The sequence below is a fragment of the Methylobacterium sp. E-066 genome (assembly GCF_022829635.1).
GTDB lineage: Bacteria > Pseudomonadota > Alphaproteobacteria > Rhizobiales > Beijerinckiaceae > Methylobacterium.
In genome coordinates this window covers 1-21,491 of the sequence record NZ_JAKSYO010000038.1, presented here as the reverse complement: position 1 = coordinate 21,491, position 21,491 = coordinate 1, and the positions used below count along the sequence as shown (strand labels likewise).

Annotated in this window: 30 protein-coding genes; 15 read left to right on the top strand and 15 right to left on the bottom strand. The window is 62.4% G+C overall.

Annotated features, from left to right (window positions below):
- Positions 1 to 295 precede the first annotated feature (295 nt).
- Entirely contained in the window at positions 296 to 655 is a 360-nt protein-coding gene (locus MKL20_RS03570) for a hypothetical protein (RefSeq protein ID WP_244035526.1), read from the top strand.
- A 38-nt stretch (positions 656 to 693) separates the two neighbouring features.
- On the opposite strand, the gene MKL20_RS03565 is transcribed toward MKL20_RS03570, so the two are convergent.
- The 4 genes from MKL20_RS03565 to MKL20_RS03550 form a co-directional block, all read right to left on the bottom strand.
- Positions 694 to 1,722: an HD-GYP domain-containing protein gene (locus MKL20_RS03565; protein WP_244035525.1), complete on the bottom strand. Its 1,029-nt coding sequence runs from the start codon at positions 1,720 to 1,722 to the stop codon at positions 694 to 696.
- 82 nt (positions 1,723 to 1,804) lie between these two features.
- On the bottom strand, positions 1,805 to 2,146 hold the full coding sequence (locus tag MKL20_RS03560; RefSeq protein ID WP_244016803.1) for a hypothetical protein: 342 nt from the start codon (positions 2,144 to 2,146) through the stop codon (positions 1,805 to 1,807).
- A 316-nt stretch (positions 2,147 to 2,462) separates the two neighbouring features.
- Positions 2,463 to 3,947: a methyl-accepting chemotaxis protein gene (locus MKL20_RS03555; RefSeq protein WP_244035549.1), complete on the bottom strand. Its 1,485-nt coding sequence runs from the start codon at positions 3,945 to 3,947 to the stop codon at positions 2,463 to 2,465.
- Between the two features lie 232 nt (positions 3,948 to 4,179).
- On the bottom strand, positions 4,180 to 4,659 hold the full coding sequence (locus tag MKL20_RS03550; RefSeq protein ID WP_244035524.1) for a PAS domain-containing protein: 480 nt from the start codon (positions 4,657 to 4,659) through the stop codon (positions 4,180 to 4,182).
- Between the two features lie 406 nt (positions 4,660 to 5,065).
- On the opposite strand from MKL20_RS03550, the gene MKL20_RS03545 reads away from it, so the two are divergent.
- From MKL20_RS03545 to MKL20_RS03530, 3 genes are all read left to right on the top strand, one after another.
- Positions 5,066 to 5,407: a hypothetical protein gene (locus tag MKL20_RS03545; RefSeq protein ID WP_409568108.1), complete on the top strand. Its 342-nt coding sequence runs from the start codon at positions 5,066 to 5,068 to the stop codon at positions 5,405 to 5,407.
- A 572-nt stretch (positions 5,408 to 5,979) separates the two neighbouring features.
- Positions 5,980 to 6,234, top strand: a complete 255-nt coding sequence (locus MKL20_RS03535; protein WP_244035523.1) for a hypothetical protein — start codon at positions 5,980 to 5,982, stop codon at positions 6,232 to 6,234.
- Between the two features lie 505 nt (positions 6,235 to 6,739).
- Positions 6,740 to 8,023 carry a cation:proton antiporter gene (locus MKL20_RS03530; RefSeq protein WP_244035546.1) on the top strand — a complete coding sequence of 428 codons (1,284 nt, stop codon included), beginning with the start codon at positions 6,740 to 6,742 and terminating at the stop codon, positions 8,021 to 8,023.
- Between the two features lie 9 nt (positions 8,024 to 8,032).
- Here the strand turns inward: MKL20_RS03530 and MKL20_RS03525 are convergent, their stop codons facing one another.
- Positions 8,033 to 8,644: an NAD-binding protein gene (locus MKL20_RS03525; protein WP_244035522.1), complete on the bottom strand. Its 612-nt coding sequence runs from the start codon at positions 8,642 to 8,644 to the stop codon at positions 8,033 to 8,035.
- A 160-nt stretch (positions 8,645 to 8,804) separates the two neighbouring features.
- Between MKL20_RS03525 and MKL20_RS03520 the strand changes: the two genes are divergently transcribed.
- Positions 8,805 to 9,946, top strand: a protein-coding gene (locus tag MKL20_RS03520; protein WP_244035521.1) for an IS3 family transposase whose coding sequence is annotated in 2 segments (ribosomal slippage) — positions 8,805 to 9,072 and positions 9,072 to 9,946 — 1,143 coding nt in all. Because the reading frame shifts where the segments join, the coding sequence is not laid out codon by codon here.
- 35 nt (positions 9,947 to 9,981) lie between these two features.
- Here MKL20_RS03520 and MKL20_RS03515 read toward each other — a convergent pair.
- A complete protein-coding gene (locus tag MKL20_RS03515; protein ID WP_244035520.1) occupies positions 9,982 to 10,164 on the bottom strand; it encodes a DUF6894 family protein in 183 nt (60 codons plus the stop codon).
- A gap of 214 nt (positions 10,165 to 10,378) precedes the next feature.
- Positions 10,379 to 10,597 carry a hypothetical protein gene (locus MKL20_RS03510; protein ID WP_244016943.1) on the bottom strand — a complete coding sequence of 73 codons (219 nt, stop codon included), beginning with the start codon at positions 10,595 to 10,597 and terminating at the stop codon, positions 10,379 to 10,381.
- A gap of 203 nt (positions 10,598 to 10,800) precedes the next feature.
- Here MKL20_RS03510 and MKL20_RS03505 point away from each other — a divergent pair, with 203 nt between their 5' ends.
- Positions 10,801 to 11,349 carry a PAS domain-containing protein gene (locus MKL20_RS03505; RefSeq protein ID WP_244035519.1) on the top strand — a complete coding sequence of 183 codons (549 nt, stop codon included), beginning with the start codon at positions 10,801 to 10,803 and terminating at the stop codon, positions 11,347 to 11,349.
- 745 nt (positions 11,350 to 12,094) lie between these two features.
- Here the strand turns inward: MKL20_RS03505 and MKL20_RS03500 are convergent.
- Together MKL20_RS03500 and MKL20_RS03495 are read right to left on the bottom strand one after the other, a co-directional pair.
- Positions 12,095 to 12,340: a hypothetical protein gene (locus MKL20_RS03500; RefSeq protein WP_244035518.1), complete on the bottom strand. Its 246-nt coding sequence runs from the start codon at positions 12,338 to 12,340 to the stop codon at positions 12,095 to 12,097.
- Complete coding sequence (locus tag MKL20_RS03495) at positions 12,337 to 13,056, bottom strand: Crp/Fnr family transcriptional regulator (protein WP_244035517.1); 720 nt, start codon at positions 13,054 to 13,056, stop codon at positions 12,337 to 12,339. The genes MKL20_RS03500 and MKL20_RS03495 overlap by 4 nt, the downstream gene beginning before the upstream one ends.
- Before the next feature lie 533 nt (positions 13,057 to 13,589).
- Between MKL20_RS03495 and MKL20_RS03490 the strand changes: the two genes are divergently transcribed.
- Together MKL20_RS03490 and MKL20_RS03485 are read left to right on the top strand one after the other, a co-directional pair.
- Positions 13,590 to 14,354 carry a Crp/Fnr family transcriptional regulator gene (locus tag MKL20_RS03490; protein ID WP_244035516.1) on the top strand — a complete coding sequence of 255 codons (765 nt, stop codon included), beginning with the start codon at positions 13,590 to 13,592 and terminating at the stop codon, positions 14,352 to 14,354.
- A gap of 3 nt (positions 14,355 to 14,357) precedes the next feature.
- On the top strand, positions 14,358 to 14,624 hold the full coding sequence (locus tag MKL20_RS03485) for a hypothetical protein (RefSeq protein ID WP_244035515.1): 267 nt from the start codon (positions 14,358 to 14,360) through the stop codon (positions 14,622 to 14,624).
- Between the two features lie 45 nt (positions 14,625 to 14,669).
- On the opposite strand, the gene MKL20_RS03480 is transcribed toward MKL20_RS03485, so the two are convergent.
- Both MKL20_RS03480 and MKL20_RS03475 read right to left on the bottom strand, forming a co-directional pair.
- On the bottom strand, positions 14,670 to 14,864 hold the full coding sequence (locus MKL20_RS03480; protein ID WP_244035514.1) for a hypothetical protein: 195 nt from the start codon (positions 14,862 to 14,864) through the stop codon (positions 14,670 to 14,672).
- Between the two features lie 64 nt (positions 14,865 to 14,928).
- Entirely contained in the window at positions 14,929 to 15,111 is a 183-nt protein-coding gene (locus MKL20_RS03475) for a hypothetical protein (protein WP_244035513.1), read from the bottom strand.
- A 218-nt stretch (positions 15,112 to 15,329) separates the two neighbouring features.
- Between MKL20_RS03475 and MKL20_RS03470 the strand changes: the two genes are divergently transcribed.
- The 6 genes from MKL20_RS03470 to MKL20_RS03445 all read left to right on the top strand — a co-directional run bounded on the left by MKL20_RS03470 (position 15,330) and on the right by MKL20_RS03445 (position 17,327).
- Positions 15,330 to 15,623: a hypothetical protein gene (locus MKL20_RS03470; RefSeq protein WP_244035512.1), complete on the top strand. Its 294-nt coding sequence runs from the start codon at positions 15,330 to 15,332 to the stop codon at positions 15,621 to 15,623.
- Complete coding sequence (locus MKL20_RS03465; protein WP_244035511.1) at positions 15,620 to 15,886, top strand: hypothetical protein; 267 nt, start codon at positions 15,620 to 15,622, stop codon at positions 15,884 to 15,886. The genes MKL20_RS03470 and MKL20_RS03465 overlap by 4 nt, the downstream gene beginning before the upstream one ends.
- The gene (locus MKL20_RS03460; RefSeq protein WP_244035510.1) at positions 15,883 to 16,338 is read left to right on the top strand and encodes a hypothetical protein; all 456 of its coding nucleotides are present in this window, start codon (positions 15,883 to 15,885) and stop codon (positions 16,336 to 16,338) included. The genes MKL20_RS03465 and MKL20_RS03460 overlap by 4 nt, the downstream gene beginning before the upstream one ends.
- A gap of 4 nt (positions 16,339 to 16,342) precedes the next feature.
- A complete protein-coding gene (locus MKL20_RS03455) occupies positions 16,343 to 16,705 on the top strand; it encodes a hypothetical protein (RefSeq protein ID WP_244035509.1) in 363 nt (120 codons plus the stop codon).
- 38 nt (positions 16,706 to 16,743) lie between these two features.
- The gene (locus MKL20_RS03450; protein ID WP_244035508.1) at positions 16,744 to 16,992 is read left to right on the top strand and encodes a helix-turn-helix domain-containing protein; all 249 of its coding nucleotides are present in this window, start codon (positions 16,744 to 16,746) and stop codon (positions 16,990 to 16,992) included.
- A gap of 92 nt (positions 16,993 to 17,084) precedes the next feature.
- Positions 17,085 to 17,327 (top strand): DUF6894 family protein, encoded by a 243-nt coding sequence (locus MKL20_RS03445; protein ID WP_244035507.1) that lies wholly within the window; start codon positions 17,085 to 17,087, stop codon positions 17,325 to 17,327.
- A gap of 73 nt (positions 17,328 to 17,400) precedes the next feature.
- Here the strand turns inward: MKL20_RS03445 and MKL20_RS03440 are convergent, their stop codons facing one another.
- Positions 17,401 to 17,970: a Crp/Fnr family transcriptional regulator gene (locus MKL20_RS03440; protein ID WP_244035545.1), complete on the bottom strand. Its 570-nt coding sequence runs from the start codon at positions 17,968 to 17,970 to the stop codon at positions 17,401 to 17,403.
- A 15-nt stretch (positions 17,971 to 17,985) separates the two neighbouring features.
- On the opposite strand from MKL20_RS03440, the gene MKL20_RS03435 reads away from it, so the two are divergent.
- A complete protein-coding gene (locus MKL20_RS03435) occupies positions 17,986 to 18,990 on the top strand; it encodes an IS481 family transposase (RefSeq protein ID WP_244035506.1) in 1,005 nt (334 codons plus the stop codon).
- A gap of 333 nt (positions 18,991 to 19,323) precedes the next feature.
- On the opposite strand, the gene MKL20_RS03430 is transcribed toward MKL20_RS03435, so the two are convergent.
- From MKL20_RS03430 to MKL20_RS03420, 3 genes are all read right to left on the bottom strand, one after another.
- Positions 19,324 to 19,578: a DUF6894 family protein gene (locus tag MKL20_RS03430; protein ID WP_244035505.1), complete on the bottom strand. Its 255-nt coding sequence runs from the start codon at positions 19,576 to 19,578 to the stop codon at positions 19,324 to 19,326.
- Between the two features lie 66 nt (positions 19,579 to 19,644).
- Positions 19,645 to 20,433 (bottom strand): Crp/Fnr family transcriptional regulator, encoded by a 789-nt coding sequence (locus tag MKL20_RS03425; RefSeq protein ID WP_244035504.1) that lies wholly within the window; start codon positions 20,431 to 20,433, stop codon positions 19,645 to 19,647.
- Positions 20,434 to 20,883: 450 nt separating this feature from the next.
- Positions 20,884 to 21,132 carry a hypothetical protein gene (locus MKL20_RS03420; protein ID WP_244035503.1) on the bottom strand — a complete coding sequence of 83 codons (249 nt, stop codon included), beginning with the start codon at positions 21,130 to 21,132 and terminating at the stop codon, positions 20,884 to 20,886.
- Positions 21,133 to 21,491 lie beyond the last annotated feature (359 nt).

Below are 21,491 nucleotides of genomic sequence, written 5' to 3'. Positions count from 1 at the left end.
AGATTGAGGCTGCCAGGCAGCCCATGAGACAGCGAACAGCACGTTTATAAGCACGAATGTTTAAATTGAGGTGCATGGCCAATGGGATTATTTGGTGTTCCTGCGCGTTGGGCGTCGAGACCAGAACAACAGTGGTTAAAAATTCATGAGTTTCAACGCGCAATTTTCACTTATTCTGCAAATCGGGCACGAAGCACCGGAAGATTTAAACTGATACACTAACATCCGTTATTCCGAGCGTATTTGGCTTGGCCTAAATATAGGCTGCAAGGATTGATTTGTTCAGGTTGCATCCGTGGCGATTTACAACCTATGCCGACCGCTTCTCCTCGGCGCAGCTATCGCGTTCCTGACAGCGTTGCTGGCGCTCGGACCTGTCAAAGCTGATCTCCTCAGCGTCGTGCGGATCGTGCTGCAGAAGGGTCGGCACTACGACCCCACCGACCTGTTCTTGCGTAAGGGGGACTCTATCACCTTGGTCAACGGCGACGAGAGCGCGGTGCACCACCCCTTCATCGAGGCCGATCGCTTCGTGTTCGACGCCGGCGACCAGGAACCCGGCAAGCAGGCGACGCTGACCCTCAAGGAGCCCGGCGACTTCATCATCCAGTGCGGCATCCACCCGAAGATGAAGCTCACCATCCACGTTCAGTAACTCTCAGCCTCTACGGCTGGCAGCGCCCACACATTCCTTTAGGCTGGGGGACTGAACGCTGTAGCCACGGGCTGGAAGGATCGAACGAGATCGTCGTCCAGTTGCCCGGTCATGCCCTCCAGAATGCCATAGGCTTTCTGGCCAGACATGGATGCCCGGTATGGACGCTGCTCGATCAGCGCCCCGTAGACGTCGCAGACCGTCACCAGGCGCACGAAATCTGGGATCTCCCACCCTCGGAGACCATCGGGGTAGCCGGTCCCATCGATCATCTCGTGATGCGAGCGAACGGCCGCCAGCAGTTCGTCACCGAAGCCGGCGCCCACGAGCATGGCGTGGCCATGCTGCGCATGCGTGCGCATCACCACCATCTCCGAATGGGTGAGACGGCCCGGCTTGTTCAGGATCTCGATGGGGACGTGGATCTTGCCGACATCATGCAACAGGGCGGCACGGGTCAGGTGGTGACGGTCGGTCGGACGTAGCCTCAGCGCCCCTGAGAACGCGGCGGCGAGGGCGGCGACCAGCAGGCAGTGCTGGTGGGTAGCATCGTCGAACTGCTGAACCGCGCGGACCCAGTCATGGATGCCGGTGTCGCTTACAGCGCGCACGACCAATTCGGTACCGGCATCGGCGGTGGCGGGCGTGATCGGTCGACCGGAGAATAGGGCGTGCTGGAAGAACTGTCGGGCCTCGGCGGCTCGCGTTCGAGCCAGTACGGGGATTGATGCCCCCTGCAGGCGCTCTACGGCGCCGAGCATCTGCTGCACCGCTGCCGTAGCGGTCGCGCCTAAGACCCGAGCCTGAGCTTCTGCACGGGCGGCATTACCGTGCACGAGGAACAGGTATGGGTTCCCCTCACCGCGGAGCCGAGTCAAAGTGCGGCGCAAGCGAACGATAGCCTCGGAGGTGAGCGCCTCGACATCGCTGACAATTAGGGAGGGATCTAGGACTGGCAGTGCGTCATCGTACAGATTGTGGACGTGGCACGGTCGGCGCCTGCCCAGATCCCGCGACAGACGCTCGCCACGAGCGATATCGTCGGTGATCAACAGAACCTCGACCATCGCATGTTTATCCCGTCTTCGGAGGGTCAGCACAAATTTGAACCTCAGCCATCCTGATGCCTTGTGGCGAAAAGGGATGGCCCTAACCTGGCAGTAGACCTCGCTCCGCTGTCGTCCGACAGGTCTCCGCCTGCTGGATGAACAGATTGATCTGAGCCAGTCCTTCACGCGCCCCGTCGCGCAGCTCTGCGTTGATGGCCTCGATCTGCGCGTCGCAACTCGGTGCTCGCGCCTCTAGATCAGCCAGAACAGAAGCCAACTCGACTCGCTGTCCACGGAGCTTCGTCAGAATGGCGTCGAACTGCGCGACCGATAGGTTCGGGGCGCGTCCCTCAGCCAGTAGTTCGGTCGCCAGCGTGTCAAAACTGGCGAGTGCGGATGCCTCGTCGCGCTTCAGCCGCAGAGGGATGATCGTTCCGGTCATGATCAACCTGCCTTGGGATCATTTCCGCCAGTTCGATATGGTCCCTGACGCAAGCCCTGCTTCAGCGCGTGCCGCAGCGCTGTAACCCGATCCACCGCCCAGTCGAGGTTCCAATATGGGGCCATCCGGCCTCCGATTGCCCGGTCGATGCGGGCACAACTTGTCGCGTTGGGCCCCGTGGGATCTTCGACCGCCGCGCGCACGAGATCTTCGAGTGCATCGTCGAGGCTGCGCCGTACAGCGGCGCTAACCTCCGATAGCTGCGCCCAGTCATGCTTGAGGATGGGGGCGGTCAAATTGGGGGGCTGGGCCATCGTCAGGCGACCGCCCGTGCGGCTTCCCGCACCTGCCGCGTGGCGGCATCGACCTCCTCGCTCGCACGGGCGATCGCCTCCATACCCCCCGCGATCGTGGTCACGCCGTGCGCGGCCGTGTGCATGCTGCCAGACATCTCCCGCGTCACCGCCGACTGCTCCTCCACCGCCGCGGCGATCGCGGATGAGACCTCGTCCAGGCCGCGGATCGTGCGCTGTATCGATCCGATGGCATCGACCGCATCCCGAGTCGCCGCCTGTGTCGCCACGATCTGCCCGCGGATCTGGTCGGTCGCCTTGGCAGTCTGCTCAGCTAGGGCCTTCACTTCGGAGGCGACCACCGCGAAGCCCTTGCCCGCTGCGCCGGCGCGCGCGGCTTCGATCGTGGCGTTGAGGGCCAAGAGGTTCGTCTGCGAGGCGATGCCCTGGATCATGGTCACGACGTCGCCGATCTGCGCCGCCTGCCCGCTCAGTCCCGCCACGATGCTTCCCGTGTGCCTGGCCTGCTCGACCGCCTCGCCGGCCATGCGCGCGGCGTGGCTGACCTGCTGGCTGATCTCCCCGACCGAGGCTGAGAGTTCCTCCGCCCCCGATGCCACGCACTGGATGTCGTTCGAGACCTGTCCGACCGTGCCGGCGGCCTCAGCGGTCTGCCGGGTGACGTTCTCGACCGCAGAGCCGATCGCATCGAGGTCAGCACCGATCGCCCGTTGCGCCTCGGCCCGGCGCTGACGCTCATGCACCTGCGCGGTGATGCTCGCGGCGAACTTCACCACCTTCAACACCGTGCCGTCGACATCCTTGATCGGGTTGTACGTCGCCTGGATCCAGACCTCGCGGCCACCCTTGGCGATGCGTCGAAATTCGCCCGCCGCGAACTCACCGCGTCCGAGGCGGTCCCAGAACCCGCGATAGGCTGCGCCGGCCTGCTCAGCGGCATCGACGAACAAACTATGGTGGCGACCTACGATCTCGTCGAGGCGGTACCCGACGGCGTCGAGGAAGTTCTGGTTGGCTTCGAGGATCGTGCCTGCAGGATCGAAGGCGATCACCGCCTGCGAGCGGTGCAGGGCGGTGATCTGACCATCGAGATCGAGGGCGCGCAGCTTTTGGGCGGTGATGTCGGCGGCGAACTTGACCACCTTGACGACGCGTCCGGCGCGGTCGAACACCGGGTTGTAGCTCGCCTGGATCCACACGGGCCGGCAGCCCTTGGCGATGCGTTTGAATTCGGCGGACTGGAAGGTGCCTCGTCGTAGGGCATCCCAGAACGCGCGGTACTCGGCGCTGTCGTGGTGCGCGGCCTCGACGAACATGCCGTGGTGCTGCCCCTGAACCTCAGGCAGAGTGTAGCCCATCGCCGTCAGGAAGTTGACGTTGGCGGTGAGGATGGTGCCGTCGGGCAGGAACTCGATCACCGCCTGCGAGCGGTCGAGTGCGTCGAGTTTGGCCGTGTTATCGACGTGCGGGCGCATTCCACCGAACATGGTCATCGACTCCGAGGATCGTTGAGGCTGCTCGACGACACCCAGGTGGCCGAAGGCCTACGGTGCAGCCCACCGGCGCATCACACAGATGTGGCACCGTTAGCTGCGATACTGCATGCCAAGGGTTATTTATGGCTTAACGCCACAATATAATCGATCAATACGGCAGATTATAACCTAGATTAATTATAATGGCCTGTATTCACATACCTGTGATCGACGCGAATGCAATTTATGCGTGCTTGAACACGCCCAAGGCGCGAAGAACACCGGTCAAGGCGTCGTTACTTACGCTCGTCGGCTCGTAGCGTCCGCTGGCGCTTCCGGCGGGGCGCCCGAGCCGCCGGATCACCTCACGCTCGAACGAAACGAAGTTCTCAATGTGTCCATCGGCGGTGCGCAACGACCGGCAATCGATCTCAGCCCGGTACTTGGTGCCACCGCCGCGGTAGTTCGCGAGGTAGCTGTGGAAGCGCTCGCCCGCCGCCAGAGCGCGGTGGAACACGTCGAGCGTCTCCCGGCGGGTCTCCTTGCCCTGCATGAACCGGGGGCTGCGTCCGACGATCTCGTCGAGTTCGCGTCCGACCAGACGGCTGAACGCGGCGTTGGCGTACAGGATTATGGGCCCAGGCGGCTCGATCATCGGATCGGTGACGACGATGCCAATCGCAGCGTCGTGCGCGAGCGCGCGGATGAGTTTGAAGGCAGTCATCACACGGCAACGCTGCAACTGTGCGGGAAGTGCACGAGCGCTATCCGCCGTCCAGTTCCCCCGCCGCACCGACCCTCACGCGACTGCCCGGCCAGGCGTCACGGGCGAGCCGGAGGGAACTGGCTCATGGTCGCCTGTCGTCGCGTGCTCGCCCGCCGCGCGCTTTGCGGTGTCGCGAACGCCTCGGGCGTGCTGACCGGAAGAAGCAGTGCCGTAGCAGGCGCAGGACGAGCTGTCGCTGGTTAGGCTCCCCTGATGCTTCGAGCGCCCAAGCACTCAGCCACATTCCGCCATGCATCGCGCTCGGGCCCTACGCTTGAGGAGGCGTCCGCGCAGTCGCGCACCCTACAACGTCGCTTAAGCTCCTGTGTTGCCCGGCCCTGTGACACCGCCTCCCGGACACATTGTGCTCTACCGGCTGTTCCCCGGGCTCTACAGCCGGAAGAACCTTATGGCCAAACTTATCCTCGTCGCGGCTTTTGCCGCCGCGCTGACGACACCTGCCTTTGCCCAGGTGATCGAGACTCCAACCAGCACGACTGTGATCGTCCCGCCAGGAGCGCCAGGCGTTGTCACACGTCAACCTGGCTCGACCGGGGAGGAAGGTGCAGCAACCTACTCGCCGAGCGGTCGAGCCGCCGACGGCATCTCAGAGGACTCGGCGGCAGCTGGTAACGCGGGTCAACCCTCACGCATCGGCTCGATAGGCAGCGGTGGTGGCGGTGGCGGAAACGGTGGCGGCGGCTGATTAGTCCTAAATAGAACCTGCCCCCGTCACAGTGAATGCAGGACGGGGGCACTGCATTCTAGTCGAATATCTGGTGGCCTGCGAACGACGGTGCGCAAGACGACCGAACCAAATCCACGCGCGAGTGGTGACCCATAACGCGATGTTGGTCACCACAACTTCGAAAAGCATCCCCCCGGTGTTATTCCGATCTGAGACACCGCCACCGCCCGGCAACCTACATGTAGCGGAACCGCCCGCCTCTGATCGGCCGACTACGGCCATGTTGAAGGCAGACATCGACAGCGGTGCGACTGGCGATAAGGTCACAGCCTACGATCCAGGTCTGTCGCAGCTCGGGACCGACGATGAGGCTGCTGGTAATACCCCGTCCCACGAACGCATTGCCTTAGCTCGTAAGACCGAGGCGGCATCTGCCAGAGTTCGAAGGGCAGCGCAGCTACACGGTCTGAACAACTGGGTCATACCCGGGTTCTGTGCCGCCATCGGGAGCATCGGCGCGATCCTAACGCTGTCGATCTGGCTTTTCTAAAAAGCTCGCGGCGCCTCGGTAACTCAAAATGGATTGTAAGATGGCCAGCCTCGATCAAACCCTACAAGTCTTCCGTGTACTGCTCGATGCCGAGCAGCCCGTGGACATCGGCGAGGCTGAGGAGGCTATTTGGGCGTACCTAAGTTCAGTCACAGGCCTGAGCGCCCAGACGGCAGCGCTGGAGATGCTCCGGCGGGAGACTACCGCGCTGGACGGTGTTTCGCCCTTCATGCCACGCCTGATGGACGATCTTGGCCGTCATAAGAAGCGGCTGAGTGAAAAATCAGCAGCATGAGCGACCTTCGCGAATGACCCGATTGGCAGAACTTCAAGGCGATCCGGCCTTTCGACAGGCTGTGCTAGCCGTACGCGGCGCTTCCAGTACCCTGGGTGGACGAGAGGTGACAGGAGCAGAAGCCCAGTTCCTCGTCGGTATCGCACTGGCAACCTTCGCGAACTCTAGAGGCCTGAATGAGCCGAGTCTCAGTCGCCTCGCGCGGTTCCGGGACACGCTTGGACCAAGCGAGACCGTCGATAGCCTGACGAAACATTGATGCCTGCCCCCAGAGGACTTGCCGCTGGAAACTGAGTGGCCGTTGGCTGGCGCTTGCAGTGTCCTGTTCCCCGCTGCACCGACCCTTACGCGACCGCCCGGCCAAGGCCTCACCGGCGGTCCGCGGAGGACTGGCCAACAGCGCGCCTATCGTCGCGTGGTTGCCCACCGTACGCCTTGCAGTGTTACTGATACGAATGATGGAGCAAACACGGAACAGGGCGATCCAGGATTGGTTCGCACTACGATGGAAACCTATGTCGTCGTCCTCGCCGGGTTCGGTGTCCTGGTCCTGCTGACGGCATGGCTGCCGATGGTACTCCGAGCGCTACCGCTGTCCCTGCCCATCTGCTGTGTCGGCGCCGGTGCAGCCTTGTCCCTGCTGCCCGTAGTTGCCGGACTGCCCCTAAAGCTTTCCGAACACCTATCACTGATCGAGCATGCGACCGAGGGTGTAGTCATCATCTCGCTGATGGGGGCTGGCCTGAAGATCGACCGGCTGATCGGCTGGCGCCGCTGGGCGGTGACTTGGCGGCTGCTGGGCATCGCCATGCCGCTGACCATCCTAGCGCTGGCAATGCTCGCCTGGGCACTCCTCGGGGTCGGTGCCGCGACGGCTCTGCTGCTGGCGGCATCCCTCGCCCCGACCGATCCAGTCCTCGCCTCCGATGTCCAGGTCGGACATCCCACAGAAGGGGGCGAGGATGAGATGCGCTTTGCCCTGACCTCGGAGGCCGGCCTCAATGACGGGCTCGCCTTCCCGTTCGTCAACCTCGCCATCGTACTCGCCGGTGCCGGCAGTTTCACAGATCTGCCGCTGGAGCACTGGCTGACCATCGACGTGATCTGGAAGATCGTCGTCGGGGCCGCGCTCGGAGGCCTGATCGGACGCGGTCTCGGCTGGCTTATCTTCCACCTGCCGAACGCCTCCAAGCTGTCTCGCACCGGCGACGGCTTCGTGGCTCTCGGGGCGACCTGCCTGACCTACGGGGTCGTACAGGTCGCTGACGGCTACGGCTTCGTCGGTGTGTTCGCTGCCGCACTCGCGCTGCGCGCCTCTCATCACAGCCATGACTACCATCAGAAGATGCACACCTACGCCGAGGAACTTGAGCGCCTGCTGATGATGGTCCTGCTCGTCGGGTTCGGGTTGGCGCTCGCGGCCGGTGGCCTACTCGATGGCCTCAGCCTCTCGGCGGTCGGCTTCGTCGTCCTCGCCCTCCTCGTCGTGCGCCCGCTCAGCGGCTGGATTGGGCTACTCGGCTCGGGATTGCCGGCCGATGAAAAGGCGGTCATCGCCTTCTTCGGCATCCGCGGCCTCGGTACGATGTACTACCTCGCGTTCGCGCTGAACCACGCGCGGTTCGAGGCGCCAGACCTACTCTGGGCGACAGCCGGGCTAACCGTTCTGGTATCCATCATCCTGCACGGGGTGACGGTGACGCCCGTGCTACGCTTTCTCGATCATCGCAGCGGGCGCGACACGCAGAGCGGTCAGGACGAGCTACCGTTCGAGCGTGGCGTTCCATGATCGCAGTCATCACGCGGCCCTGCCCCCGGCCAGCCGGTCTAGCAATCTCTGGAGCGAGGCACTGCTCGGTTTCTGAGACTCATCGACCAAGACGAACAAGGCCTCGCCTGTGACGGCAGTGTGCGGCGGTGGGTTGCTGTGCGGCTCGCCTTGGAGATCCGCGTAGCCCACCGGTGTGCCGAAGTTCTCGTTTAAGATGGCCGATACGACGTCCGCCCAGACGACATCGGTGATCTTGACGTCGAAGCGAAGGCACTCGTCACCCTCGCTGGAGAACAGGCGCTCGATGATCCATTCGGTGCCAGGCGCGACGATCGCGCGGACGATCATCTCAGGGTAGCCGCGCAGGGGCCTGACGATCGCCGAAGCCCCAGCTCGCGTCAGGCGATCCCGGTTCAGGTCGTCGACGCACTCGGCGACGATGCGCACCTTGATACCCCGCTCACGCAAGCGGTGGATGATGTCGAAGGTACGGCTGTCGGACAGGCGTTCACCCTCTTGCTCGGCCAGGATGACGAGTACTCGGGCATGATCGACACCGGCAGCCTCTAGCGCAGCGGGGTCGTCGAAGCGCCCTTTGAGTTGGACGATGAGTGGATCGTCTTCGAGGTCGGGTGGCAAGCCATCCGGGAAGGCCTCGGTCAGGATCAGGGAAGGTACGCCGGCGAAGTTGGCGTGCGAACGGTGCAGCTGGTCGAGGAGACGGGCAGGTAGTTGACCTGACCGGCTGGCTTTGGACCGGGCTGATTGAGAGGATCAGCGTGGACCAGAGGAGTTGGGGATGAAGCGAGGACAGAGGCCAAGTGCGGAGCAGGTCGTGCTGATGTTGCGCCAGATCGAGGTGCAGACGGCGCAAGGCAAAAGCATCGCCGTCGCATGCAAGGAAGCGGATGTCTCCGAGCAGAGCTACTACCGCTGGCGTAAGGAGTACGGCGGTCTGAAGGTTGATCAGGCCAAGAAGATGAAAGATCTGGAGCGCGAAAACGCCCGGCTTCGTCGGCTTGTGGCGGATCTATCTTTAGAGAAGCAGGTTCTGGCGGACGTCGCCTCGGGAAACTTGTAGCCCCCGAGCGACGCAGGCAAGCGGTCGACGGCATCCGGGAGAAGTACAGCCTCTCGGAGCGTCACGCCTGCCGGATCGTCGGCCAGCATCGGGGTACGCAGCGCTACGTGCCCACCATGCCGGCCGACGAGGATGATCTGACCCGCGCCATCATCGCCCTGGCGTCCGAGTACGGGCGCTACGGCTACCGCCGCGTCACGGCGCTGCTGCAGGCAGCCGGCTGGCAAGCGGGCAAGGACCGGGTTCAGCGCATCTGGCGTCGCGAGGGGCTGAAGGTCCCCAGCCGACAGAGACCCCGCAGCCGCCTTTGGCTGAACGACGGCTCATGCGTGCGGCTGCGGCCGCTCCACCGCAACCACGTCTGGAGCTTCGACTTCGTACAGGCGCAGACACACGACGGCCGGAGCCTGCGCATCCTGACGCTGATCGATGAGCACAGCCGGGCGTGCCTCGCCTTGAAGGTGGCGCGGCGCATCAACAGTCTCGGCGTAATCGAGGCCCTGGCAGAGGCAATGTGCCTGCACGGCATCCCGGAGAACATCCGCTGCGACAATGGTCCCGAGATGATCGCGAAGGCGTTGCGCAAATGGGTGGCCAAAACTGGTTCGCAGATCCAGTACATCACGCCAGGATCACCGTGGGAGAACGGGTATTGTGAGAGCTTCAACGGCAAACTTCGTGACGAGTGCCTACGCCAGGAGATCTTCTACTCGCTGAAGGAGGCGCAGATCGTGATCGGTCTATGGCAAACCACGTACAACTGCATCCGACCGCATTCGTCGCTGGGCTATCGGCCGCCCGCGCCCGTCAGCTACCCGGATCTGGCCTTCCGGCTACCCATGGCCGCTACCATGCAGTAACCTCGCAACTGGCCCGGTCCAAAATACCGGTCAGGTCATTCATCGCGCACGCGAACCGAATAGGTGCGACGATCCTGGTCCGGGAGCTTGTTACGCGGCATATCCGGGAGGGCATCCAATGCCTCGATGCGCGCGGCATCGAGGCTGGGCAATTCGAAGCCCTCATCGTCCTCATGGCGGAAGTAGCCGTCGTCGGTGTCGAAGAAATAATGCGGCATTAGATATCCGGCCTCGCTCAGGCGGAAGCGCGCGCATCTTTCAGCCGCTGATGCCTAATTTTCGATCAGCGATAAATTCAAATTTACTCTTCGTTCAGCTGTGATGCCATAACCTGGATCATCGTCCATGGCGGAATATACGCATATTTGGCTGGCAATGCATCAATTGAATTGGGTTTGCGCAATGCGAATGCCAAATTATTACTTCTGCCTGTCAGGCCGATCCTGCCTTGCGCACGAACTCGATGCAGGCGTGGCGCATCTTCGGATCGGTGACCCGGGTGAACGCCTCAAGTAGCTCAAGCGTCTCCGGTATCTCCCGCGCTGAGGGCGTGAGCGAAGACGACTGGCCCGGACTATGGAGCACGCTCACCGGAACGCTGAGGATCTCCGCGATTTGGTGGAGCGCAGCGCGAGTGCGATCATCTGCCATACCACCGTCCTAACCTCCTACGCGCCAATGGGAAGGGTTTAATCGCTGATATCTTAATCATCATAATGCTTTGACGAAATTTTCGCCGTCAAAGCCGCGATACTGGGTTTGAGTGGCGGATGCGGCAATACATTTTGTAGCAACGGCTCTGAGATCTGACCTTCCCAAAAGTATCAATCTTCGACCTGAGGTGCGATGCATCGATGTTGATTATCAATCCTGCCCTCCAGGCGGCCGGCCTTGTTGGTACCTGGGATACAGATGTGCCGGCAGGCCGATCCGTTCTTGACGAAGGCGCCGCCGATTTGCTTGCCGGGGACGGAGGTCTCGCGGGTCAACCCATGCCCTTGGACATTGCTCTGCGCCGCATGCATCCGGACGATCGCGGCTGGGTATTCGATCGCATCCGACGGGTGCGTGAAACAGGAGGGTCTTTCTCTGCCGAGTTCCGTGTCTTGACCGGGACAGGTGAGGTCCGGTGGGTGCTCAACCGCGGCACCCTGGCGCCTGACGAGACCGGGGTGATGCATGGCCGTGGCGCTTACATCGACACCACGGACACCCATCGCGGCTCTTTCCTGCCCGACCATCCAATCGAGATGCATGAGACCGATCCTTTGATCGTGGCCGCCGATCGCTGTATTGCCGCGCACGCGGCGATCGGTCTGGTCGGCGATCGGAAGCTTCAGCGGCTCTCCGACATGATGCTGTTCGCGATCGGTCGTACCCTGGCGGGGCGCACGCGGACCTGATCACTTCTCAGACATAAAACGGGCTGCCTTCCCCGATCGGAAAGCAGCCCTTTTCGTTGGCCGGGAGCACGTTATAACCGCGTGCCGCCGATAAACCTGCAACGCCAAGCTCGGTTCCGGTATCGTGCCTCGGCGCGCATGCCATTCAGCGCCAGTAAATGAGACCCACCGGCCCGACCCACATTCGGGGGAGAGATGCAGGCCGGGCCGATGGGTGCCCCTCGTCAGGGCGCCCCATGGTACTGCGTCGAGGTCTGAGGGGCAACGATGATGGTCCGTGTCCACGAAGTGGGGCTACGCCGCGGCGTCGAACACTACAGCAGGCTCTACGTCCTCACATGATGGGACGTAGGCACACCAGGCGCAAACGCCTCTGTCGGCCGCCTCTGGAGCATTCCACTGAGAACACTCCGGGCAGACCTTCATCACGATGTGGGTGCCATGGACGAACGCGAGGCCGCGACTACAGAAGGTGGCCGCGCCTTGAGGTAGATTTTTCAACATATGTAGGTCCTGCATACTATCGCAAGTTGATGTCAATGGATGCTCCAGGCTTCTCGCCGGGTTCCACCTACACCGGACATCATGTAGCAGCGGCGGGCCCTGATCCGTGCGACTCTGTCAGCGTCCAACGCCCTCCTGAACGAGATAAGATAGCGTCAGGATATGCCCCGGTCAGTACCAGCTGAGCGCACTGGAACAGCGGGAGCTCATCGAACAACAACGGCAGTTCTGAAGCTGCGGCTCAAGCCGCTTGAGCTAATTGCTGCTCGATCCAGGCCTGCGCGGCATCGAGGTCGGCGAAAGTGGGCCGGGTCGGTGTATCGACCCATCCGAAGCCCGCTTCCGCGAACCACATCCCGGCCATGTCATCGTGATAGCCTGAAAGCTTCACTAGGACTGCGGCCAAGAAGCCGTTGGCGAAGACCAACTGCCCGTCGACATCGTAACTGCCGGTGGCGACCTGCACCGGCTGTAGGCGAAGGGTCATCCGGTGGCTCGCTTCTCCAGATGCAGGTATGTCGGGTCAAACTCGGAGACACGCAGAAGTTCATTCCAGGCCTCGATCACCAGCGTGCTGCTTCGAAGCGTGATCAGGGTCTTGCCACGCATCGCCTGGAGCACGCGATTGATGTGCACAGGCGTGAGCCCCAGCGCATCGGCGAGATCCGCCTGGGTGACCGGCAGCGGGCAACGGTAGTTCCCGGCCAGCCCCACCGCCTGCAGCTTCAGATACAGCTCGCAGAATAGGTGGGCGACGTGCTCGAAGGCCGAGCGCCGTCCCATGCTCACCAACCACTCGCGGAAGATCCCCGCGTCGATCAAGGTATCGAGCCAGAGGATCGCCGCGATGCCGGGGTGGCGGGCCGTCAGCTCCCGCAGGCTTTCGTGTAGAATGAAGGCCACGATGGCTTTGGTCAGCGTGCCGAGGCTGTGATCCATGGTGGGGACGTGCAGGCTCTGGAGATCCAGGATGTCGCCGGGGATGTGGAACGATAGGATCTGCCGCTTGCCCTGGCTGAGGAGCTTGTACCGACAGGCCCAGCCATCGATGATCAAGCAGCAATGCGAGGGCTTGTCGCCGTCGCGCACGATGTCCTGCCGGACGTTGAGCTTGTGGATCCTGACCGGCAGGCTCTCGATGGCCCGGCGCTCTACCTCCGATAGGCTGGCGATGCTTTCCAGTTTGCGGATGAGCCAGTTCATAGCGTGGAGAACGGGAGCTGAACTCATATTGCTCCACCTCATATTGCAGGAGGAAGCCCGCGGCTCTCCCAGCCATCAGAACCTGTGTCTGACCGACTGATGATAGGCTCTACCATAGAACGAAGTTACCTATATGTTTGGTCATAAGACGGATTTCTAAGACGATTACGACACGGCAGAGATCAAGGGCCAACCTCACCAAATTCCATCTTTTGATCGGATCGATTCTTTAATCCGCTGGCATTGGGTATCCGGCTGTTGCCGCGATGATGTGAGCGCAGTTGGCCGCGCGAGCGTTCCTTGCCCCTTCATCGCCCAGACGGCTCTTTCCGACCCGAGCGCACTCAAGCCCTGTCGCCCGGTCCGGGTGGCGGGGCGTTTCTTGGCGCAGTTCATCTATTTCCAGGCAGGGCGCGAGCGTCCGAAATCGTACCTGTGATGCCCTCTCAGGATCGGTGCCGCTCGGCTCGGCGTTCCTTCGAGGAGCGCCTCTCGGACGATCAGCGGGTTCTCTCAATCATGAGGCCAGTCCGATGCAGCAGGCGCTGACGCGGAAGCTTGAGAGCTTCGAACCCTTGTCCGACCAGGCGCGCTGGGCCCTGAACGGGCTGACACTCAAGGTACGGCAGGTCGGCGCGCGCCAGGATCTGATCCAGGAAGGCGACAAGCCGGACAACGTCCTGCTCATCCTGGATGGCTTCGCCTGCCGCTACAAGGTGCTCCCAGACGGCCAGCGCCAGATCATGGCCCTCCTCGTGCCGGGCGACTTCTGCGACCTCAACGTCTTCATCCTCGATGAGATGGACCACAGCATCGGCACCATCTCGACCTGTCAGGTCGTGGACATCCCCCGGCAGGCCATCGACGAGATCACGGTGCACCATCCGAGCATCGCGCGTGCCTTCTGGTGGTGCTCCCTGGTCGACGGCGCTGTCCTGCGGGAATGGCTGGTGAACGTAGGAGGGCGCCCTCCGGTCCAGCGCATCGCCCACCTCCTGTGCGAACTCCTGATGCGCTTGGAAGCGGTCGGGCGTGTCACCGACAACAGCTACGCGTTCCCGCTCACCCAAACGGAGATCGCCGACACGATGGGCCTGTCCGACGTGCACGTGAACCGGACGCTGCGGGAGTTACGCGCGCTCGGCCTGATCCATCTCAAGTACCGGGTGTTGACCATCCTCGACGTCGAGCGGCTGAAGGCCTTCTGCCTGTTCACGCCGAACTACCTGCACCTGCGCAACACCCGCTGGGGTGAGCGGCGCGCCCTGAGCTGGCCGGGTCGCGCCCAGGAGGGCTAGCCGATGTCCGAACAGGGCAACGTCGAGACGCTGATCGTGCTGCAGCCGATCGCCGTCGATACGGCGAGCCCTGATCGCGAAGGCCGGCTGGTGATCGCCAACGGCCTGCTCGTGGCGGTTCTAGTTCGCCTCGATGGGCCAGAGCACGACAATCCTGGAAGTTGGTTCATGGAGGCGGGGTTCGGTCGGCTGCAAGGGCAGAGAGCCCCTGCCTTCCCAGCTCTGGAAGATGCGACCCGCTGGCTGCGACGGCATCTGAAGCGGACGTGAGTTATCTGCCCTCGATTACGAGGAGACTCTCTCTCGCAGAGTGGCTTACGGACCGTCAGGGTTGAGCTTACTTCCGCCGGCTACGGCGCGCGGTATCTCGTCGGCTGCCACCAGCGCCCCGGCGATCGCCACCATGCGCCGTGCCTTCTGACGCACAGCGTCGAGGCCCTCCGACCGGTTCGGATGGTTTTCCGAGCCGACGATCGCGGATGGTCCGTAAGGAGAGCCCGCCTCCAGCATCGCCCTGTCGGTGTACCCGGTCGGTAGGATCAGGACTGGGCATCGTGAGGCCTCTGGGCGTGGATCAACTCAGGATTGTCACGAGCAGCACACCCAATCCACCGAGGATCACTGCACCGATGCCTGCCATGAACGCGACATTCGAGCCTGCAAACTGGTCCGCTATCGATGCTCCAGAGTCCGTTGTCAGCGACACGGAACCGCCGGCTGCCGTCAGGGCGAGAGCGACAGACATCGTCAGAGACATGGTACAGCTCTAATAAAACAGCGTTACCACTGATCAACCGCGAGCGGTCATATAGTTTCAGACAAATCTAATAAATAAAATCTAAAATCGATCATTTGATAGGTCTAATGATTTGCGCGATTTTTAGGAAGGTACATAAGGTCACGGATAAGAACTTTTCGGGTGAGGCGCGTGTTTCTCGTTCATGCTCATAATGCTTGAGCAAGCGAGGTTTATGAGTGTCAGAGGATATATCCGGTCAGGACAGCCGCCAGGGCAAGCGCGGCAGGCCGGCGCTCTACGTCTTGATCATCAGCGTCGGTCTGATGCTCACGTCTCTGGCCGGGTTGATGATCTGGCAGGGCGCAAGTTCGCCACCCGACTATGCCAGCCAGAGCCAGGCGGCATCGCGCAAGCAGATCACCGGCTCTGAGACAGGCAAGTCAGACGCCGCGTCGTCGGCCAATAGCAGCGGCGTGCCCGGGGGAAACCCGGCATATCCGCAGCCCGCCGTGCGCAGTGCAAACCCTTGAGCGCGGCCGAGACGGCGATCGACGATTCGTTCGAAGCTGCGGTGCTCGAACGCGCGCAGCAGAACTTCCTCGACAACGGTCCGGGCAACCGGCTGTGGGCAGATCCCTCCTCGGGAGAGAGGTCTACGATGAATGCGTGTTTCACCCTGAGCGCCGCTGAGCGCGCCACGTTCATTGCCGTCGCACGGGCAGAGATCGAGACCGAGACGGCTCGGTCTCGCTTGACGGAGACCGCCCAGTTCCGAACGAAAGTCCGACCATGAGTTCCGGCATCAATGCGCTGTACGAGAGCCGAAACGGCGCGCAGGCGGAGATGGCTACGCTTATCGCGGCCGGCATCCCCGACGCGGCGATCCGGCTGGTCGTCGGCCCCCTCCCCCCTGAGGCCGACCGCGCCGAGACGAGAGATCCTTATCTTGACGGCGACACGTTTCGTCACGCGCTTGGGGAAATCGGGCTGCCCCGGGAGGCATGGGCTGCCTACTCCGCAAAGCTGACCGCCGGCGGGGCGATGTTGAACTTGGCAGTCGACGGTGCGGAACGGGAACGCGTGCTGGGGATCCTGAACGATCACGGTTCGGTCGACCCGACACAGCGCGTCGCGATCTGGCGCGAGGAGGGCTGGGGCGGGACATCACCGGTCTCGACCGAGGGCTGGGGCGGCTACTCCGCCACCTCGACCTGTGGAAAGAACATCACAGACAGTCAGGGTTGATCCGATGGCAAACGCTCTCACGAGATCCGAGACGACCGACCTCGACGCCGTGCGGCGCTACGCGGTAAGCGTGATCGCGCAGTCCGGAGGCGAAGACCTGCAGATGAAGGCGGTCACTCTAGCGCTGCTTGGCGGGATCATGTGGCGCAGCAAGCCAGGATCGACTGAGATGACGCAGGATGGTGACAGCGCCAACGCCATCCTCTCGACGACGCTCGGAGGCCGCCATCTGACATTCTCGTATGATCAGCAGACCGAGTCGATCGTGATGCGCGATGGCCGGGTCGATGGCCCCATCCTGCACAGCTTCTGCAACCGGACCTTGATCGGAGATTTCGAACGGACTTTCAGCGCCCTGTGGGGCTGAGGAAGCCCGATCCGATCCCCGTTCATTTGCACCGGCAGGTGCAGAAGTACGAGAAGGGCCGCAACCGCATTGGCTCCGGCCGGCTGCAGGACATCGCCGATGCCCTGAAGGTGCCCGTCGAGACCTTCTTTGCCGGGCAGCCGGGGATCGATGAGAGTGGGGCTACGGTCTCGACGTTCTTCGACAATCCGAAGGTGATGGAACTCGTGATGGCGTTTACGAGCATCTCCGATGAAACCACGCGCAACAGCGTCCTCTCGATCGTGAAGGCGGCGGCCAGCCTGTGACAGGGGCTTAGCAAGGGCTGCCGCCCTGTGCGGAAACAAGGTGTGATGGTGAGAGTTAGAGGCAAAGCCGATCAACATCGCCGCATTCAGCCATGCCGCGCTTCTTTTTCGATATCCGCGATGACAAGGGTACCCAACGGGACGAGGAGGGGTTCGAACTCGCTGACCTCTCAATGGTCCGCGAGAAAGCCCAGCGCCTCTTGCCTGACATCGCCCGCAGTGAAATCCCAGGGGATGGCGACCAGCACGTCTACACGGTGCTGGTAACCGACGAGGACGGCCATGCCGTCTACTCAGCTACGCTCACCTACGCGGGCTTATGGTTGCTGCGGTAGGCGGGGGACGAATGTTGGAAGGGTTGCTGGACTTCCAGGCGCCGAGCGAGGGTTACCCCAGGTGGGGGAGGCTCTATGCGTCTGCGATAAATCGCTCGTACTCGGCTTCCGCGGCACCATAGTTGTCACCAGCCATGCCTTCCAGCTTCTCGCGATCGAGCACTGTGATGTGCCCCCGCCGCGCCTGGATCATGCCGGAGCTCTCCAGCAGGTGCGTAGCCGCCGTCACCCCAGGCCGTCGCACCCCCAGCATCAACGACAGGAACTCGTGCGTGATCAGTAGGTCGTTCTGGTACATGCGGTCCTGATACATTAGGATCCAACGGGCCAGCCGCGCCTCGATGGTCAATTTGGCATTGGCGTAGGCAGTGCCTCCGACCTGTACGATGAAGCTCTGCACGTAGCGCCCGAGCAGACCGCGAAGGGCTGGGCTTGCATCGAGCGCCGCGCATAGATCCGTGGCTGAAATGCGCAACGCTTCGCCATCTCCCTGGACGAGTGCCGTGAACGGCCCGCGGTCGGTGCCCAGGACCAGCGGTGTGCCGACTATACTTTCACGACCGACGAGGCCGATCTCTATGCGGCCATCGTGCGTGTCGGCTAGATGTTTGGTCCCGGCATGTAGTGATACATTTGGTGCCACATGGAGGGACGCGCTATGGGACAGATTCTCCACGGCAGCGCCACAACGACTGAGACGGTCCGTCGGGCAATCCAAGCTCGTAAAGAGAGCGTGAGAGCCGCGGCGAAGCATTATGGGATCAGCCCGACCACCGTGCAGAAGTGGCGGTCACGTCCGACCAGCACCGATGCGCGGATGGGATCGAAGGAGCCTCATTCCACTGTGCTGAGCCTGGAGCACGAGGCGGTCATCGTCGCCTTTCGCCGGCATACCCTGCTGCCACTGGATGACTGCCTCTACGCGCTTCAGGCCAGCATTCCGCACCTGACCCGCTCAAGTCTGCATCGCTGTCTCCAGCGTCACGGCATCAGTCGACTGCCGGAGGTCGACGGCGACAAGCCCAAGCGTTCGCGCTTCAAAGCCTACCCGATCGGCTACTTCCACATCGACATCGCACAGGTCAGCACCGAACAAGGCAAGCTCCACCTGTTCGTTGCCATCGACCGCACGAGCAAATTTGCCTTCGTTCAACTTCACGAGAAGGCGACACAACGGATCGCAGCGGCCTTTCTACGCGATCTGGTCGCGGCCGTGCCCTACACGATCCACACGGTCCTGACCGACAACGGCATTCAATTCACCGACAACAAGCCGGTGAACGCGGAGGCCGAGGCCAAGGCAGCTGCCTATTGGGCAGAGCGCGACGAGCCGCGCATCTACCGCTGGCACTCGTTCGAATGGGCCTGCGAGCAGACCAAGATCGAGCATCGCCTGACCAAACCACGCTGCCCGTGGACGAACGGCCAGGTCGAGCGAATGAACCGCACTATCAAGGACGCCACGGTCAAGCGCTACCATTACACCGACAACGACGAGCTGCGCCGCCACCTGCAACTGTTCGTGGAAGCCTACAACTACGGTCGCCGGCTTAAGACCCTGCGAGGCCTCACCCCCTACGAATTTATCTGCCAGACCTGGACGAAAGAGCCCGGACGCTTCAGGCTCAATCCGTCACACCACATGCCGGGACCAAACATCTAGGTACGAGCACAGCCCGCTTTCAACGAAGTAGGCGTGTTCAATCGGCTGATGCGGGTCGAGCACCGTCTCATGTAGCCGCAACGGTATGCGCTCCACTGCGGGAGAGAGGCGAGCGAAGTCGTCTGCGGGCAGCGTAGCAAGGAGGCGGTTACGGACCTCCGACTGCACAAGTTGGGACACAGCTCTGCTTCCGATCAGGGCCAGGGCAGACTTCGGCTCGCAGTCGCTCGCCCCCTCCCCCGAGGCGACGGTGAACGGCACACCACCTTCACATAGGATAGAGGCGGATTCTAATCTATGTTGTAGATGCTTTGCCCTCGCTTCCCGATCCGATCACAGGCTGATGGCGTGTGGGATATGCCACTCACCGACCAAGTCGAGTGAGGCGAAATAGATCACCCTCCCGTCCTCATCGCGCACCCGAACCGAATAGGTGCGACGATCCCGGTCCGGGGACTTGTTCCGCGCCATATCCGGGAGGGCATCCAACGCCTCGATGCGCGCGGCATCGAGGCTGGGCAATTCGATGCCCTCGTCGTCCTCATGGCGGAAGAGGCCGTCGTCGGTGTCGAAGAAATAATGCGGCATGAGATATCCGGCCTCGCTCAGGCGGGAGCACTCGCATCTCTCAGCCGCTGACGCCCAAATGTTCGATCAGCGATGTGTTTGGTTCTGCCTCATTCCGAGGCTGACGTTTGTAGCTTGTGTTGGTGGGGCCGAAGATTTTTTAGCTCTTGGAGTGTGATGCAAGTAGGTTGGAACGAAATCGCAGAACGCTTTCAGCCGAGCGGCATCTGGGATCTCAAGGCGACGTTTCTTGAGGACGATCAGGTCTTCGGACCGCAGGTGCTGCAATGTGCGGTTCACGTGAACAGGCGTCAGACCGAGCATATCGGCGAGGTCGATCTGAGTGAAGGGCAGGGCATACCCGTCCTTCTCCGCCAAGCCGACCACGCTCAGGCGCAGCAGCAGTTCACAGAACAGGTGTGCCATCCGCTCGGCGGCTTCACGCCCTGCCAAGCCGACGAGCCACTCGCGCAGTACGGCCTCATCAACGAGGGTCGCCCACCAGAGGGCATGGGCGATGCGGGGATGGTTCTCGGTCAGGTCGCGGATGGTGGAACGCGAGATCTCCACCACGGTGCATGGGGTCAACGTGGCGATAGAGTGGTCCATCTTATCCAGGATGGCGACGTGCAGGTCGCAGAAGTCGCCCGGAACCATGAGGGCTGTGATGTGGCGCTGACCCTTCGGCAGGATCTTGTAGCGGCAGACGAAGCCGGAGAGGACGAGATGCACGTTCTCGGGCCGGTCTTCCTCGGTGGTGAGATCCTGACGGGCTGGGACCTGTCGGCTATGCAGGCTCGCGCGCCGCAACGTCTTGAGATCGCCCTCGGTTAGTTCGCCCGCGATGCTGAGCTTGCGGATCAGGGTATCGATCATGGCTCACGACGCGCTCTTCGGCGGTCGTTTCGCCCCGATCCGGACGGCGTATCGCAATCACACAGGATGGACTTCAAGGCCCTGCACATCGTGAGACTGCGATACGGCCCCAATACTCCATCATATGTTGTATTTCTGGCAGCGTATGAGGTTGGGTACAGTTCCAGACCTTCGGGTCTATCGCGGACGGTCCTGCGGCTCCCCACATGCGAGAGATGATCACCTTCAAGCCGAACCCCCACAAGCTGCGGATAACCCCATCCTCAAAGGAGCCGGGTCGGTTCGATTGGTCGGTCACGCGGGACGATATAGTCGTGCGCCAGTCGGCTCGCTCATTCGGCTCGGAGGGAGCGTCAGAGGCGAGCGGCGACGCAGCGTTTCGAGAAATCACGTCGCGTTGGCTGAGCGGACGCTAGCTGCTGTCCGCTCGCGACTGACCGGGCGCGACGGCTACACCCGCTCCGGCTGCGCGAGCATGATGGCGGCACGGATGGCGGCCCGCCGAAGCTCCGGGCTTGCCCAGAACTGACCCATGAGCGTTTGGGCGAAGGGGTGGGCTGCAACGGCCGCGGCAGGGTCGATCCGATAAATCTCGCCGAACGAGACCGGACCAGAGGCTGGATCGTCGATGTAGGCGTCCACCACGGCGGTAACATCGTCCTCGACGATGTCGAGGGTGGCGAACAGGTCGAGCGTCATGAGCCGGTTTGCCATTCCGACGCCATAGCTGCTTCACCGAGGCCGTGCTCTGATCGAGGTTAATCGGGTGCGTGCAGCCCCGTGGCATAACTGCGAGGTCCGACACCTCAACGGACGGGGGCGACCATGCCGAGCACCGGGAACGCCGAAAATCTTAACTCAGGTTTGATCGCCGCGCTAATATACCTCCTACGCTCATAGGATCGTCAGCCGCTCCGGTACAGGTGCTGCCGCCTGGGAGAGCCGTGTGCTTCCGCCTGCGACGCAAGGCGACGCCACGATGGCTGCAAAGCTCCCCCACGCCCTCTACCCGCTCATCCGCAAGCTGGAGAGCGTCACCCGCCTCTCTGACGAGGAAC